Source organism: Umezawaea endophytica (genome assembly GCF_025061645.1).
Classification (GTDB): domain Bacteria; phylum Actinomycetota; class Actinomycetes; order Mycobacteriales; family Pseudonocardiaceae; genus Umezawaea; species Umezawaea endophytica.
The window spans coordinates 105,766-120,168 of the sequence record NZ_JANYMP010000026.1 but is presented as its reverse complement, the minus strand read 5'-3'; the positions used below and the strand labels follow the sequence as shown (position 1 = coordinate 120,168).

13 protein-coding genes and 1 pseudogene are annotated in these 14,403 nt (G+C 69.1%); 6 read left to right on the top strand and 8 right to left on the bottom strand.

All coding sequences use genetic code 11. The annotated features are described in order from the left end of the window. Nucleotides 1–64: 64 nt before the first annotated feature. The 6 genes from NZH93_RS38745 to NZH93_RS38720 all read right to left on the bottom strand — a co-directional run bounded on the left by NZH93_RS38745 (nt 65) and on the right by NZH93_RS38720 (nt 7,059). The gene (locus tag NZH93_RS38745; RefSeq protein WP_259628284.1) at nt 65–916 is read right to left on the bottom strand and encodes a helix-turn-helix domain-containing protein; all 852 of its coding nucleotides are present in this window, start codon (nt 914–916) and stop codon (nt 65–67) included. A 146-nt stretch (nt 917–1,062) separates the two neighbouring features. Further along, nucleotides 1,063–1,347 carry a hypothetical protein gene (locus tag NZH93_RS38740; RefSeq protein WP_259628283.1) on the bottom strand — a complete coding sequence of 95 codons (285 nt, stop codon included), beginning with the start codon at nt 1,345–1,347 and terminating at the stop codon, nt 1,063–1,065. Between the two features lie 48 nt (nt 1,348–1,395). Beyond that, a complete protein-coding gene (locus tag NZH93_RS38735) occupies nt 1,396–2,514 on the bottom strand; it encodes an aromatic ring-hydroxylating oxygenase subunit alpha (protein ID WP_259628282.1) in 1,119 nt (372 codons plus the stop codon). Next, nucleotides 2,511–3,674 (bottom strand): N-methyl-L-tryptophan oxidase, encoded by a 1,164-nt coding sequence (gene solA / locus NZH93_RS38730; RefSeq protein ID WP_259628281.1) that lies wholly within the window; start codon nt 3,672–3,674, stop codon nt 2,511–2,513. The genes NZH93_RS38735 and solA overlap by 4 nt, the downstream gene beginning before the upstream one ends. 4 nt (nt 3,675–3,678) lie before the next feature. Continuing rightward, on the bottom strand, nt 3,679–6,072 hold the full coding sequence (locus tag NZH93_RS38725) for a GcvT family protein (RefSeq protein WP_259628280.1): 2,394 nt from the start codon (nt 6,070–6,072) through the stop codon (nt 3,679–3,681). 204 nt (nt 6,073–6,276) lie between these two features. Then, nucleotides 6,277–7,059, bottom strand: a complete 783-nt coding sequence (locus tag NZH93_RS38720) for an IclR family transcriptional regulator (RefSeq protein ID WP_259628279.1) — start codon at nt 7,057–7,059, stop codon at nt 6,277–6,279. A gap of 130 nt (nt 7,060–7,189) precedes the next feature. Here NZH93_RS38720 and NZH93_RS38715 point away from each other — a divergent pair, with 130 nt between their 5' ends. The 4 genes from NZH93_RS38715 to NZH93_RS38700 all read left to right on the top strand — a co-directional run bounded on the left by NZH93_RS38715 (nt 7,190) and on the right by NZH93_RS38700 (nt 11,655). Further along, the gene (locus NZH93_RS38715) at nt 7,190–7,507 is read left to right on the top strand and encodes a bifunctional 3-phenylpropionate/cinnamic acid dioxygenase ferredoxin subunit (RefSeq protein ID WP_259628278.1); all 318 of its coding nucleotides are present in this window, start codon (nt 7,190–7,192) and stop codon (nt 7,505–7,507) included. Beyond that, entirely contained in the window at nt 7,504–8,640 is a 1,137-nt protein-coding gene (locus NZH93_RS38710; RefSeq protein ID WP_259628277.1) for an NAD(P)/FAD-dependent oxidoreductase, read from the top strand. Before NZH93_RS38715 ends, NZH93_RS38710 begins: the two co-directional genes overlap by 4 nt. 74 nt (nt 8,641–8,714) lie before the next feature. Continuing rightward, nucleotides 8,715–10,196 (top strand): aldehyde dehydrogenase family protein, encoded by a 1,482-nt coding sequence (locus tag NZH93_RS38705; protein ID WP_259628276.1) that lies wholly within the window; start codon nt 8,715–8,717, stop codon nt 10,194–10,196. Then, nucleotides 10,189–11,655: a GMC family oxidoreductase gene (locus NZH93_RS38700; protein ID WP_259628275.1), complete on the top strand. Its 1,467-nt coding sequence runs from the start codon at nt 10,189–10,191 to the stop codon at nt 11,653–11,655. Before NZH93_RS38705 ends, NZH93_RS38700 begins: the two co-directional genes overlap by 8 nt. A 43-nt stretch (nt 11,656–11,698) precedes the next feature. On the opposite strand, the gene NZH93_RS38695 is transcribed toward NZH93_RS38700, so the two are convergent. Then, nucleotides 11,699–11,917: a hypothetical protein gene (locus tag NZH93_RS38695; protein WP_259628274.1), complete on the bottom strand. Its 219-nt coding sequence runs from the start codon at nt 11,915–11,917 to the stop codon at nt 11,699–11,701. 178 nt (nt 11,918–12,095) lie between these two features. Between NZH93_RS38695 and NZH93_RS38690 the strand changes: the two genes are divergently transcribed. Beyond that, complete coding sequence (locus NZH93_RS38690; RefSeq protein WP_259628273.1) at nt 12,096–13,025, top strand: helix-turn-helix domain-containing protein; 930 nt, start codon at nt 12,096–12,098, stop codon at nt 13,023–13,025. Nucleotides 13,026–13,067: 42 nt separating this feature from the next. Then, nucleotides 13,068–13,331, top strand: a pseudogene (locus NZH93_RS51330) (hypothetical protein); the annotation flags it as partial. A 120-nt stretch (nt 13,332–13,451) separates the two neighbouring features. Here the strand turns inward: NZH93_RS51330 and NZH93_RS38685 are convergent. Continuing rightward, the gene (locus NZH93_RS38685) at nt 13,452–14,378 is read right to left on the bottom strand and encodes an extracellular catalytic domain type 1 short-chain-length polyhydroxyalkanoate depolymerase (RefSeq protein WP_259628272.1); all 927 of its coding nucleotides are present in this window, start codon (nt 14,376–14,378) and stop codon (nt 13,452–13,454) included. Between the last annotated feature and the right edge of the window lie 25 nt (nt 14,379–14,403).

Genomic DNA, 14,403 nt, shown 5'->3' with positions numbered 1-14,403 from the left:
GGGCTCTCCTCTGTTTGGGGTGCCCGAAAGCTAGCGTGTTGTGAGCTGGTGTTCTTGTAAGAAATCAATCGGTGGGCAGTGGCCAGCCGTCCAAGGCGTGGCCGGGGTGTTCGCGCAGGAATCGTTGACGAACCTCTACGTACCTGGTTGGCGTGAGGCCGGTGAAGGCTCGGAACTCGTGGCTGAAGTGGGCCTGGTCGAAGTAGCCCGCGTTGCCTGCCAGGTCGCTCCAGTCGATCGGTTCGGCGGGGTTGATCGCGAACACGGTGGCGGTGAAGCGGTAGGTGCGGGCCAGTCGCTTTGGTGTGACGCCGATGAGTTGTTTGAACCGCTGTGCCAGGTGGGTGCTGCTGACGCCTGCCGCTGTGCTCAGGTCGCCGATCGACAGCGCCCCCCTGGTCGCTGCGATGACGCTGCTCGTGTGGCGGACCAGGTCCAGGCCTGCGGTTTCGTGCAGTCGTCGCGTCAACTCGTTCTCCAGCAGCGTCAGCATCTCGTGCGGGTCGTTGGCCGTGGCCAGGCGGTCTCGCAGTTCGGCGGTGGCGGGGCGTCCCCAGACCTGTTCCACCGTCACCGGGCGGTCGCGCAGTTCGGTCGCGGGCATCGGTAGAAACGGTGCCAGGCCCCACGGTGTGAAGTGCACGCCTACTGATCGGGTGGGGAGTGGGTAGCCGAACTCCAGTGTGCGGGTGCGGGTGGTGATCACGCAGCCGTCGGTGTAGTCGGTCGGTTTGATGTCGGTGGCCGCGCGGATCTGGAACGGGGCGCCGAGGTTGATGATGAGCAGTGCCGACGGTGCCGGCGGCAGCGTCAGTCGGGCGTACGGCGGTGCGCCCTCCAGGTAGTAGAGGTCGTCGATCAGTCCGTTCAGCGGTGGTCGCGGTGTTCTGGACACGTACTCCACGGGGCACAGCATCGTCGACGTCCCGGCGGGCTTCGACCGCGGGGGACAGCGGCCCCGCGACGCAACCCCCTCACCCGGACGCCGGCCCTACTTCACCCGGACACCAATCGCCCGGTGAACCCCTGGGTCCCCCGGCGGGGTCGCCGCCGGGGATTCGGTCAAGGGAAGCGCACCGCCGATGAGGCGATTCGTTTCTCCCCGGCTGGCTCGGCCTGTCGGGGCATCATCGACTTCGACGTCACCGAGAGGTGGGATTCGGTGAGCGCGCGGATCTCCGCCAGCAGGTCCAGGTGTTCCTGGGATGGCGGGGGGCCGACGAAGTTCGAGTGGTCGTGCGCTGTTCGTTCAGCACGCCTTGCCAGGTGCTGAATCCGTCGAATGAGTACCAGGTCCTCGTCCGAGACCTGCGAGCGCCGTTGCTCCATCACCACAGCAGCGTTCACCTCGACAAGGGGGATGGTCCATCCCCTAGCCGAGGGAACCTCGGACCGTCACTCCAGTACCCGTTCGACCCAATCGTGAAACTGCCCGATGTGGTGTTCCGATGGCACTAGTACACCGCCCTTGGCATACGCGCGTGACGACATGGCGGGCTGGCATCGCTCACAGGCGTCGAAGTCTTGTTCGTTCACCCGGTGGAACAACTCGACCGAGCGGGAGACGTCGCGGCCTTCTGCCACTACCTGTTTCGCGTACAGCCAATCGCACTCCACGATCGTGAGATCCGGCGCCATCGGGTACATCCGGTGGATGATCACGTGATCGGGTACGAGGTTGATGAAGACCTGCGGGCGGATGGTGATGGCGTAGTAGCGCCGGTCCTGGTCGGCGCTGACGCCCGCCAGCTTGTCGAAGCCCTCACTGCCGTCCACGGTGAAGCCGTCGATCTCCGACCCGAATTCGGCGCCATGTCCCACGTAGTACTGAGCGGCGTACCCATCCGCGAATTCGGGCAGCACCTCGGTCAGTTCGGGATGGATCGTGGCGCAGTGGTAGCACTCCATGAAGTTCTCGATGATGAGCTTCCAATTCGCCTTCACCTCGTATCGGATGCGTCTGCCGACCTCTAGTTCGTCGATCTCGTAGCCGTCGATGGCGCTCAGGTCGCCCAGTCGTTCGGTGACGGCGCTCTGCACGGTGTCGGCGAAGGAGGGCGGGTCCTCCGCGAGGGTGATCCAGGCGTAGCCGAGCCATTCGCGCAGGTGCACGGTGGTGAGGCCGTACTCGACGCGGTCGACGTCCGGCATGGACGTGAGGTTGGGGGCGGCGATGAGCTTCCCGTCCAGGCCGTAGGTCCAGGCGTGGTACGGGCACTGGAAGGCGCGTTTCACCGTGCCGGACTCGGTGGTGCACAGCCGTGCGCCGCGGTGGCGGCAGACGTTGAGGAACGCCTTCAGGGAACCGTCCCTGGCGCGGGAGACGATGACGCTCTCGCGGCCGACGGTGACGGTGCGGAAGTCGCCGGGGTTGGGGACGTCCGAGCTCCGGACCGCGCAGAACCACATCTGCTCGAAGATGCGGGCCTGTTCGGCGGCGAAGACGGCGGGGTCGGTGTAGTAGTGGCCGCCCAGCGTGGAGATGAGGCTGCTCGGCTGCTCGGTCGCGGTCATCCGGTGGTCACCTTCTCTTCCGAGCCGGTCAGCCGTGCGGGGTCGAAGAGGGCGATCGGGTGGCTGGTCGTGCCGTTCGCGACGAGGTCGGCGACGATCTCGCCGACGACGGGGACGAACTTGAAGCCGTGGCCGGAGAAGCCGCAGGCGACCACCACCGCCTGGTGGTCGGGGTGGCGGGCGATGACGAAGTGCTCGTCGGCGGTGTTGGTGTACATGCAGGTCGCCGCGCGCAGGAACGTGCCGGGCAGCGTGGGCATCGCCGTGCCGACGAAGTCGGCCATCGCTGCGACCTCGTGGTCGTGCACGGTGCGGTCGATGGTGTCCGGGCTGCACGGGTCGCCGCCGCGGAAGAACGCGACCTTCACGCCGCCGTCGACGCCGTTGTGCGCGGGGAAGCCGTAGAACTGGCGGCCCTCGGGGTTCTCCCAGATGTAGACGGGGTGGCGGTCGGGCAGGAACGGCTCGGCGCCGCCCTCGGGCTCGAACCAGTACTGGACCTGGCGCTCGACGACGAACGGGACGCCGAGGTCGGCCAGCAGGCCGGGGGCCCAGGCGCCGGGGCAGATCACGAGCTGCTCGGCGCGGTACGTGCCCTTCGACGTCACCACCTCGACGCCGTCGTCGGCGGTCCAGGAGAGGACCTCCTCCTCGAAGCGCAGGTCGGCGCCCGCCCTGGCGGCCAGGTCGAGGTGCGCGCCGACGCTGGACTCCGGCACGACCAGGCCCGCGCCCGCCTCGTAGAGGGCGATGTCCTCGTCGGTCGGGCGCATGGTCGGGAAGCGGCGGCGGATCTCGGTGGCGTCCAGCAGCTCGTGCGGCAGGTCCCACTCCCGCGCCGAGCGGAGGCTGCCGGAGACCGTGCGGGAGTCCGGCCGCCCGACCATGATCCCGCCGACGCGGTGGAAGATCTCGCGGTCCGAGTCGGCCTCGATCTGGTCCCACATCTCGTGCGCGCGCAGCAGCAGCGGCACGTACGCGGGGTCCTCGAAGTAGGCCTGCCGGGTGATGCGGGACCCGCCGTGGCTGGAGCCCTGGGTGTGCACGGGCGCGAACTTCTCCAGGCCGAGCACGCGCTGACCGCGTTCGGCGAGGCGGTACGCCGCGGCGCTGCCCATCCCACCAAGGCCGATCACGATGACGTCATAGGTGTCGGGCACGGCGTCAACTCCTCAACCGGGTCATCTTCGGGTCGAACAGGGGCTCTTCGGCGACGACGGCCGCGACGCGTTCGCCGAAGTACTCGACCTCCACGGCCTGGCCGGGCACCGCCACCTCGGCGGGCAGCCACGCGTACGCGATGCCCACGCCGGTCGTGTAGCCGTAGGCCGCGCTGGTGACGTACCCGGCGGGGGCGCCGTTCACGTGCACCGGCTCGTTGCCGAGCACCACGGCGTGCGGGTCGGCGATGGTCAGGCAGGTGAGCTTGCGGGTCTGGGTCCTGGCCGCGAGGGCGTCGCGGCCGACGAAGTAGCCCTTGTCCATCCGGACCGCGAACCCGACCCCGGCCTCGTACGGGTCGTGCTCGGTGGTCATGTCGGTGCCCCAGGCCCGGTAGCCCTTCTCCAGCCGGAGGCTGTTGAACGCGCTGCGGCCCGCCGCGATGACACCGTGGCGCTGCCCGGCCTCCCACAGCGTGTCCCACAGCTCGCGGCCGAGGTCCGCCGTCGTGTACAGCTCCCAGCCCAGTTCGCCGACGTAGGACAGCCGCATCGCGGTCACCGGGACGTTGCCGACGAACGCCTTCTGCGCCTTGAAGTAGCCGAGCCGGGTGTCCACTGTGGAGACCGGCTCGACGAGGTCGCGCGCCAGCGGCCCCCACAGGCCGACGCAGCACGTGCCCGCGGTGATGTCGCGGACCTGGACGCTGCCGCTGCCCGGCAGGTGCCGGGTCAGCCAGTCCAGGTCGAGGTTGCCGTTCGCGCCGACCTGGAACCGGTTCTCCGCCAGCCGGGCCACGGTGAGGTCGCTGCGGACGCCGCCGTCCTCGCCGAGCAGCAGCGTGTAGGTGACCGCGCCGGGTTTGCGGGCGAGGTTGTTGGTGGTCATGGTCTGGAGGAAGTCGAGCGCGCCGGGTCCGGTGACTTCGAGGCGCTTCAACGGGGTCATGTCGAACATGGCCACGCGGCTGCGGGTCACCAGCGCTTCGGCGCCCGCGATCGGCGACCAGAAGCGGGACGCCCACTCGTTGCGGGACGGGATGCCCTCGACCTCGGGCAGGTCCGCGTTGGCCTCGTACCAGTGCGCGCGCTCCCATCCCGCGCCTTCGAGGAACACACCGCCGAGCGCCTGCTGCCGTTCGTAGAACGGGGTGGTGCGCAGCGGGCGCGGGTCTTCCAGGGGCTGCAACGGGTGCAGGACGTCGTAGACCTCGACGAAGTTCTGGCAGCTCCGCTTGCGCACGTAGTCGGGCGCGAGCTGCACGTCCTCGAACCGGTTGAGGTCGGCGTGGTGCAGGTCCTGCTGGGGCTGGCCGTCGACCAGCCACTGCGCCACCGCTCGCGCGACGCCCGCGGAGTGCGTGATCCACACGGCCTCGGCGACCCAGAACCCCTCCAGGTCCGGGTGTTCGCCCAGCAGCGGCAGGCCGTCGGTGGTGAACGAGAACAGGCCGTTGATGCCGTCGTCCACCTTGGACTCCGCCAGCACGGGCAGCAGGTCGACGGCGGCGGTCCACGAGTCCTCGAAGTCCTCGGGCGTGAACAGCCGCTCGGAGGCCATGGACTTGGTGAAGCGCGGGTCGCCGATCTCGCGCGGGTCGATGGGCATCGGCCGGTGCCCGTAGGCGCCGATGCCGAGCCGGTCGCCGTGGCCGCGGAAGTACAGGTCGGCGTCCTGGTGGCGCAGGATCGGGCCGCCGACCTCGCCGGTAGGCAGGGGCGTGGTCTTGGCGTACTGGTGCGCCATCGGCACGAGCGGCACGGTGAGGTCGACCAGGTCGCCGAGCAGCGGACCCCACATCCCGGCGCACGACACGACGACGTCGGCCTTGAACGTGTCGGTCTCGGTCGTCACGCCGGTGACCCGGCCCGCGGCGCGTTCCACGGCGGTGACCTTCTGGTGCGGCACGAACGTCGCCCCGCGGGCGATGGCCTGTTCCGCCTGGGCCTGCGCGGCGGCGACGGGCTTCGCCAGTCCGTCGGTGGGGATGTGGAACCCGCCGAGCACCTTCGCGACGTCGAGCAGCGGGTGCAGCACGACGCACTCCTCGGGTGGGATCAGCGACGTCTCCACGCCCCACGCGGTGGCCCAGCCGTGCCGCCGCTTCAGCTCGGTCAGCCGTTCCGGCGTGGTCGCGACCTCCAGGCCGCCGACGGCGTCGAAGCAGCCCAGTTCGCCGTACTTGCGCGCGGTGTAGCTCGCGAACTCGGTCATGGTCTTGTTGCCCGTGGTCTGGAAGACCAGCCCCGGAGCGTGCGAGCTGGACCCGCCCGTGGCGAACAGCGGCCCCTGCTCCAGGACCGTGACGTCGGTCCAGCCCCGCTCGGTCAGCTCGTCGGCCAGCGCGCACCCCACGATGCCCGCGCCGACGATGACCACCCGTGGTCGACCCGCCATCCGTACCCTCCCACCGGAGTTGCGAAAGGCGCTTGGTGTTCCGCCCTCTGCAACAAATTGCGCTCAGCGCTCCCCGATGTCAATCCCTCCATCCGAGTAGTCGCACGCCGGAAACACGGCGTTCGGCCGCTACCGGCAGGTAATGGGACAAAACGACAAGAACCCCGTCCCACCACGTGAAACGGGGTCCAAGATCGTCGGAGGTCAGCCCGCGAAGTACCCGAGCTGGGCGGACAGCTCCGTGGCGGAGTCCGTCATGGGGGTGACGATCTGCTTCACCCGCTGCCGCGAGAGCCGGTAGGACGGCCCGGAGGCGCTCATCGCCGCGATCACCTCACCGCGCTGCCCGCGGATCGGCACGGCGACCGCGTGCAGCCCGAGTTCCAGCTCCTCGTAGCAGGCCGCGAAGCCGTCGACCGCGATCCGGTCCAGCTCGACGGACAGGTCGTCCGGCTCCACGACCGTGCGCGGCGTGTACCGGTCGAGGGGCTGGCCGAGCAGGCGCTTTCGCTCCTCCGGCGGCATGAACGCGAGCAGCACCTTGCCGCTGGACGTGGCGTGCAGCGGCGTGCGCTGGCCGATCCAGTTCTGCGCGCTGATCGCGGCCGATCCCCTGGCCTGAGTGATGTTGATGGCGACGCCCTGGTCCGCCACGGCGATGTTGACCGTCTCGCCGAACTCGTCCGCGAGCGATTGGCACGTCGGTTGGCCCAACTTGGTGAGGTCCATGCGCCCGGTCGCCGCGCCCGCGAGCCGGACGATCCCGAACCCGATGGCGTACTTGCCCCGTTCGCCGAGCTGCTCGACGAGGCCCCGTGACTCCAGCACGCTCACGAGTCTGGACGCCGTGGACTTGTGCACACCCAGCTCACCAGCGATTTCGGTGATACCCGCCTCGCCGTGCGCCAGCATCTCCAGCACGCTGATGGCCCGGTCCACGGACTGGACCTGAGCCACCGTTCCCCGATCTGCGTCCGAGTTGCTCATGGCGCAACAGTAACCACTGGGTAAATGAGCCATGGTCCAACCAGGCGAACCTCTTGACGGCGGCCCCCGCCAGCCTCACATTGTTGCGTTATCCAGGTCGTGTTCTGCATCGCGCAACGGAGGCGCCCCCATGATCCGCGTCTGCACCGTCATCGACCTCCCCCCTGGCGAGGCGGTCCGCATCCTGGCCCGCGTGCCCATCGCGGTGTTCAACGCCGACGGCGAGCTGTACGCCATCGACGACACCTGCTCCCACCAGGACGCCTCCCTCGCGGACGGCTGGCTGGAGGGCTGCTGGGTGGAGTGCCCGCTGCACGCGTCGTCGTTCGACCTGCGCACCGGCCTGCCAAACGGGCTGCCCGCCAAGAGACCCGTCCGCACCTACCCGGTCGTCGTGGTCGACGACGTCGTCTACGTGAACACCGAGGCCCAGCAGGACGTGGCGTGAGGACCATCGCGGTCATCGGCGCCTCGCTCGCCGGACTCCGCTCCGCGGAAGCGTTGCGGGCACAGGGTTTCGACGGACGGCTGGTCGTCGTCGGCGACGAGCCGCACGCACCGTACGACCGGCCGCCGCTGTCCAAGGACTTCCTCCTCGGCACGGTGGACCGCGAGTCGCTGGCGCTGTCGGACCCGGACGCGCTGGCCGCGCTCGACGCCGACTGGCGACTGGGCGTGCGCGCGGACCGGCTCGACACGACCACCCGCGAGGTCCACCTGTCCGACGGCTCGACCCTCACCGCCGACGGCGTGGTGATCGCGACCGGCGGCGCGCCCAGGACGGTGCCCGGCGCCCTCGCGCTGCGGACGCTGGACGACGCCGTCGCGCTGCGGGCGGCGCTCACCGGCGGCACCGAGCGGCTCGTGGTGATCGGCGCGGGCTTCATCGGCGCGGAAGTCGCGTCCACGGCCCGGAAGCTCGGCCTCGACGTGACCGTCGTGGAGGTGCTGCCGATCCCGCTGGGCCGCGTGCTCGGGCCGGAGATCGGCGCGGTCTGCGGCGAACTGCACCTCGACCACGGCGTGGCGCTGCGCTGCGGCGTCGGCGTGAACGAGGTGTCCGCGGCCGGGGTCGTGCTGACCGACGGCGACGTGCTGCCCGCCGACCTGGTCGTCGCGGGCGTCGGCGCGCACCCGGCCACCGACTGGCTCGCGGGCTCGGGCGTGGCGGTCGGCAACGGCGTGCTGTGCGACCAGGGCGGCGTGACGAACGTGCCCGGCGTGGTCGCCGTCGGCGACGTGGCCCGGTGGAGCGGCCAGCGGCACGAGCACTGGACCAGCGCGGCCGAACAGGCGTCGGTGGCGGTGCGCAACCTGCTCGCGGGCACGACCGCGGAGGTCCACGACCGCCCCGGCTACTTCTGGTCGGACCAGTACGGCGTCCGCATCCAGTTCGTCGGCGAAACCCACCTGTACGACGAGGTCCGGTACGTCGACGGCACGCCGGAGGACCGCAAGTTCGCCGCCGTGTACCTGCGCGACGACGTGGTCGTCGGGGTCGTGGCGATGAACAACGCCCGGCACTTCACCCGGCTGCGCAGGCAGCTCGGCGCGGCCCCACTGTCCACACCGGCACCGTGAGGCCGGCTTGACAGGACCAGCCACCTGCGGGAACGGTGAAACGATCAGTCCATCTCGCAAGGAGGCGAACACCCGTGTCGAAGCTGTTCATCGACGGCCGGTGGGTCGGGTCGAGTAGCGGCGCCGAGCGCGAGGTGATCAACCCCTTCGACCGGAGCGTGGTCGCCACCGTGGCGGAGGGGACGGCGGCGGACGCACTGGCCGCCGTCGCGGCCGCTCGGCGCGCGTTCGACGACGGCCGCTGGTCGGCGACCAGTCCCGAGCACCGCGCGGCCGTGCTGAACCACGTGGCCGACCTGCTCGACCGGTCGAAGGAGGACATCGCCCGCACCGAGACGCTGGACACCGGCAAAACCCTGGTGGAGAGCCGGATCGACGTCGACGACGTGGCGGCGGTGTTCCGCTACTACGGCAACCTCGCGGGGGCGATCCACCCGCGCGTCGTGACCGGCGCGGGCCCGGACGTGATCAGCCGGATCGACTACGACCCCGTCGGCGTGTGCGCGATGATCGCGCCGTGGAACTACCCGCTGCTCCAGGTGGCGTGGAAGATCGCGCCGGCGTTGTTGGCGGGCAACACGCTCGTCGCCAAGCCGAGTGAGATCACGCCGCTGACGACCGTCAAGCTGTTCGAGGTCCTCGCGGAGGCGGGGGTGCCCGCGGGGGTCGCGAACCTGGTGCTGGGCACGGGATCCGAGGTCGGCTCGGTGCTCGTGGAGAGCGACGACGTCGACCTGGTCTCGTTCACCGGCAGCCTGGGCGTCGGGCAGTACATCATGCGGGCGGCGGCGACGTCGGTGAAGAAGGTCGCGCTGGAACTGGGCGGCAAGAACCCGAACATCGTGTTCGCCGACGCCGACCTGGACACCGCCGTCGACTACGCGCTGACGGCCGCGTTCTTCCACGCGGGCCAGGTGTGCTCGTCCGGCACCCGCCTGATCGTGCAGGACTCGGTGTACGACGACTTCGTCGCGGAGGTCGCCCGGCGCGCGGACCTGGTCCGGCTGGGCAACGGTTTCGACCCCGACACGGAGAGCGGGCCGCTGGTGTCGGCCGAGCACCGCGCCAAGGTCGAGAAGTACGTGGAGATCGGGCTGGCCGAGGGCGCGCGGCTGGTGGCGGGCGGTGCGCGGCCCACGTCCCCGGACTTGCGGGAGGGTTTCTTCTTCCGCCCCACCGTGTTCGCGGACTGCACCCGTGAGATGAAGCTGGTGCAGGAGGAGACCTTCGGTCCGATCATCACCGCGGAGCGCTTCAGCACGCGGGAGGAGGCGGTGTTCCTGGGCAACGACACCGAGTACGGCCTGGCGGGCGGCGTGTGGTCGCAGGACCTGGAGAAGGCCCAGTGGGTCGCGCGCAAGCTGCGCCACGGCACCGTGTGGATCAACGACTTCGGTCCGTACCTGCCGCAGGCGGAGTGGGGCGGCTTCAAGCGGTCCGGCATCGGCCGCGAACTCGGGCCCAGCGGCCTGCACGAGTACTGCGAACCGAAGCACGTCTACCAGAACCTCAAGCCCACGGCCCAGAACTGGTTCGCGAGGAGCTCCGATGCCTGAGTACGACTACGTCATCGTCGGCGGTGGCACCGCCGGATCGGTGCTCGCGGCCAGGCTCTCGGAGGACCCCTCGGTGACGGTGTGCGTCGTCGAGGGCGGGCCGAGCGACGTCGACGACCCGCGCGTCCTGGAACTCCGCAACTGGATCAACCTGCTCGGCTCGGAACTGGACTACGACTACCCCACCGTCGAGCAACCGCGCGGCAACTCCCACATCCGCCACTCCCGCGCCCGCGTGCTCGGCGGCTGCTCCTCGCACAACACGCTGATCAGCTTCGTCCCGTTCCCGCAGGACGTCGCCTCCTGGGGGCCGGGCTGGGACTGGGACACGTTCGGCCCGTACTACGACAGGCTGCTCAACAACATCATCCCGGTGGACCCGGCGGACCGGAACCCGATCGCGCTGGACTTCATCGCGGCGGCCAAGGCGGCGCTGGGCGTTCCGGAGGTCGAGGACTTCAACGCCAAGCCGTTCGCCGACGGGACGGGGTTCTTCTCGGTCGCCTACCACCCGGAGACCGGGTCTCGGTCCTCCGCGTCCACGGCCTACCTGCACCCGGTCCTCGACCGGCCGAACCTGACGCTGGTGCTGGAGACGTGGGTCTCGCGCGTGTCCTTCGAGGACGGACGGGCGATTGGTGTCGACACGTCGGCCGGGTTCATCTCCGCGCGGCGCGAGGTCCTGCTGTGCGCGGGCGCGATCGACACGCCGCGGCTGCTGATGCTGTCCGGCGTCGGCCCGGCCGCGGACCTGTCCGCGCTGGGCATCGAGGTCGTGCACGACCTGCCGGGCGTCGGCGAGAACCTGCTGGACCACCCGGAGTCGGTGATCATCTGGGAGACCGACGGCCCGATCCCGCTGAACTCGGTGATGGACTCCGACGCGGGCCTGTTCGTCCGGCGCGACCAGTCCGACCCCCGCCCGGACCTGATGTTCCACTTCTACCAGATCCCGTTCACCGCCAACACCGAGCGGCTCGGCTACCCGGTCGTCGAGCACGGCGTCTGCATGACCCCGAACATCCCCCGCCCGCACAGCGTCGGCCGGATGTGGCTCACCAGCGCGGACCCCACCGTGAAACCGGCGCTCGACTTCGGGTACTTCACCAACCCCGACGGGTACGACGAGCAGACCCTGGTCGACGGGTTCCGGATCGCGCGGGAGATCGCCTCGCAGGAACCGCTGAAGTCCTGGCTCAAACGGGAAATCGCCCCCGGCCCCGAGGTGACGTCCGACGAGGACCTGTCGGAGTACGGCCGCCGCGCCGCCCACACCGTCTACCACCCGGCCGGGACGTGCGCGATCGGGTCCGTGGTGGACCCGTCGTTGAAGGTCATCGGGTTGGAGGGGTTGAGGGTCGTGGACGCTTCAGTGTTCCCGACGATGCCGACCGTGAACCCGATGGTGACGGTGCTGATGATCGGCGAACGAGCAGCGGACCTGATCCGCGGCGCGTGAACCCCGTGGAGCTTCCCCCGCGCGGGGGAAGCTCCACGCCAGTTCAGTCGAGCACTCGTTCACGCCGCGGGGCGGGCACGTCGTCGTTCCACCTCGACAGCGCCTGGTCGACCGACGACTGGAGCGCGCTCAGCCGCGACTCCAGGACGTGCATGCGGAACGCCACCCGCGTCGGCACCTCCTGCCGGACGTTGCGAACGCAGACCGCCGCCCCGACCAACAATCCCAACAACGCGCCGATGAGGAAGACCAGAACCACCATCGCGACCACCCGCCCAATTCCGATCAAGCTATCCGCCATTTTTGCGGACTTGATTTTTGGCCGTTCACCCTGAAGTATGCGTGCTTTGTCGGGCCCGTCAAGAGCCTTCGCAAAGCGTCGCTTCACAGCCGTGAAGCCTTGCTTTACCTTGGAATCGGCCTCCAAGGGTCGATTCCACGTGAAAGCGCGGGTGGATGAAGTGAACGAACGACAGGTAAAGCTCGGACAGACGCTCATCTCACTGATCGAACGCGGTGGGTACAGCAGACATAGACGAGAAATACTCGACGCTCTCGAAATCAGTCCCGCGGCGCTCTCGCAGTACACCCGCGACCAGACCCGGCCCAGCTTCCAGAAGCTGGTGGCGCTGGCGGACTTCTTCGGGGTGAGCCTGGATTACCTCGTGTTCGGCGAAGCGAGCCAACCGGCACCCGACCACACCCTGCTGACGGGCTACATCGAGAACTCCTGGCAGCGCGTCTCGGTCAACACACGACGCCACACCGCACTGGTGGGACGCGTGGGCCGGGTACTGGCCGACCGGGTCGACCAGGTCGCGCGCGAATTGGCGAAATCGCCCACCGCAGGACGCGAAGGTCTGATCCAGGACGACGAGGCGGCCCGGATAGAGCGGTTCTGCCTCTCGGCGGACATCTTGACGCTCAACCTGGAATACGACTTGATCGTCATGCCCGACGGAAGGGCGGTGGCCGGGAAGTTCATGGGCGTCGTGGCGTCGAACGTGCTGGAGGGGTGCGACTACCGCTTCCTGGTACCGGCGTACTCGGGACACGTCGTGGAGCAGTTCCGCGACCTGCTCACCGATCGGGTGGGCCGCGACCTCGTCCGCCGGAACTGCTCATTCCGCCGAGCCACTCAACCGGTGACTTCGGGAACCGCCCTCTACCGACTCGACCTGGACGCACTGGACACCGAAGAACCCGCACTCCTCGCCCAGATGCAGGACTACATCAGCACGAGAGGAGAATTGGGTTATCTGATCAGGCCGAATGAGGATTCCAATAGCGACATGGTGATGAACAAGGAACACCGCGATCGAGCACAGGTCGCGTTCGACGTCCTCTGGGCCGCTGCGAGCAGGGCCTGAGCCTTCCAATAGGATCCCCCGGTGCCCGGTGTCGTTGCAGGGATGGTCATCGACGTCTTCGACCACCCGAATGCTGATTTCATCCGTCTCGCAATAGTCGACATCGGACGTGACAAGGTTCAAATAGTCTTCGGTGGACCGGCCTTGGTCAAGGCAGGCGACTTCGTGCCCGTCGCCCTCCCCGGAACCCGTTTGCCGGGGCGCAGGAAGATGCGGCGCACGAGGTTCCGGGGAGCGGTCTCACACGGGATGTTCTGCAGCAGCACCGAACTCGGCTGGGAGGAGAACGGTCCGGACGAGGTCGCGATCCTGCGTCCGACCGGCTTGGCTCCGGGCACCGGTCTGGACAACGCGGACTGGAGCGCCCTCAAGGCCGACGAGACCGAGTTCCACCGGACCCGGCGTGCGCTCTGGCAGCAACTCCGTTCAACCGTCCAAACCCCACCCGTGCGCCAGGTGCCAGGCGGCGCAGGCGTTCACGTCGAGCACGTAAGCGGTGGCGGTGCCGCATTGTTGGGGGCCGGTGCCGGGGTCGACTGGTTGGCCGTGGCCCATTCCGGTGATGGTGTGCGTTTCGACCGCTGCACCTCCTGAGGTGTTGCGGTACACGGCGTGCGGGTGGCCGGCGACGGTGTCGGTTGTGTCGGCGACTGCGTCGGTGCCGTGGGCGTTCGTCCACTGCTCGACGAGTTCCCGCTGGTTGGCCACGGCGACGGTGTAGTCGGCCGTGCCGTGCCAGATCGTCACGGGTGGGCGGGTGCCGGAGAACGGGGCTGCGGCGCGGACCTTGTCGCCCCACTGCTGCGGTGTGAGGTTCTTGCCGGGGTTCATGCAGGTGTAGGCGTCGATGACGGAGGCGGCGCAGCCGAACGGGAGGCCGGCGACTATGCCGCCGCCGCGGAAGGTCTCCGGGTAGGTGGCGAGCAGGACCGAGGTCATGCCGCCGCCCGCGGACAGGCCGGTGACGTAGACCGGGGTCGCGCCCGTCTTGGTGATCATCTGGGCGATGGACGCCGCCTCACCCTGACCGCGGGTGGTGTCCGTCGTCTGGAACCAGTTGAAGCACTTGTTGAGGTTGTTGGCGCTCTGCTGCTGCGGCAGCAGCACCGTGAAGCGGTAGCGGTCGGCCAGCGCCAGCCAGCCCGACGCGGTGCCGTAGCCCGCGGCGTCCTGGGTGCAGCCGTGCAGGGCCACCACGAGCGGGCGACCGGCGGGGAGGTTGTCGGGGACGTAGCGGAACATCCTGAGGTTGCCGGGATTGGTGCCGAACCCGGTCACCTCGGTGACGCTCGCGGCGCTCGCGGACGGTGTCGTGGTCATGAGCAGGATCAAGACCAGGGCGATGATGCGCATGCGGACCTCCTTGTCCGCACCTCAC

What these genes read in the sequence shown, in the direction of transcription:
- NZH93_RS38685 (WP_259628272.1), bottom strand. Translation starts at nt 14,378, where the DNA reads ATGCGCATCATCGCCCTGGTCTTGATCCTGCTCATGACCACGACACCG.
- NZH93_RS38725 (WP_259628280.1), bottom strand. Translation starts at nt 6,072, where the DNA reads ATGGCGGGTCGACCACGGGTGGTCATCGTCGGCGCGGGCATCGTGGGG.
- NZH93_RS38745 (WP_259628284.1), bottom strand. Translation starts at nt 916, where the DNA reads ATGCTGTGCCCCGTGGAGTACGTGTCCAGAACACCGCGACCACCGCTG.
- NZH93_RS38715 (WP_259628278.1), top strand. Translation starts at nt 7,190, where the DNA reads ATGATCCGCGTCTGCACCGTCATCGACCTCCCCCCTGGCGAGGCGGTC.
- NZH93_RS38735 (WP_259628282.1), bottom strand. Translation starts at nt 2,514, where the DNA reads ATGACCGCGACCGAGCAGCCGAGCAGCCTCATCTCCACGCTGGGCGGC.
- NZH93_RS38720 (WP_259628279.1), bottom strand. Translation starts at nt 7,059, where the DNA reads ATGAGCAACTCGGACGCAGATCGGGGAACGGTGGCTCAGGTCCAGTCC.
- NZH93_RS38695 (WP_259628274.1), bottom strand. Translation starts at nt 11,917, where the DNA reads ATGGTGGTTCTGGTCTTCCTCATCGGCGCGTTGTTGGGATTGTTGGTC.
- NZH93_RS38700 (WP_259628275.1), top strand. Translation starts at nt 10,189, where the DNA reads ATGCCTGAGTACGACTACGTCATCGTCGGCGGTGGCACCGCCGGATCG.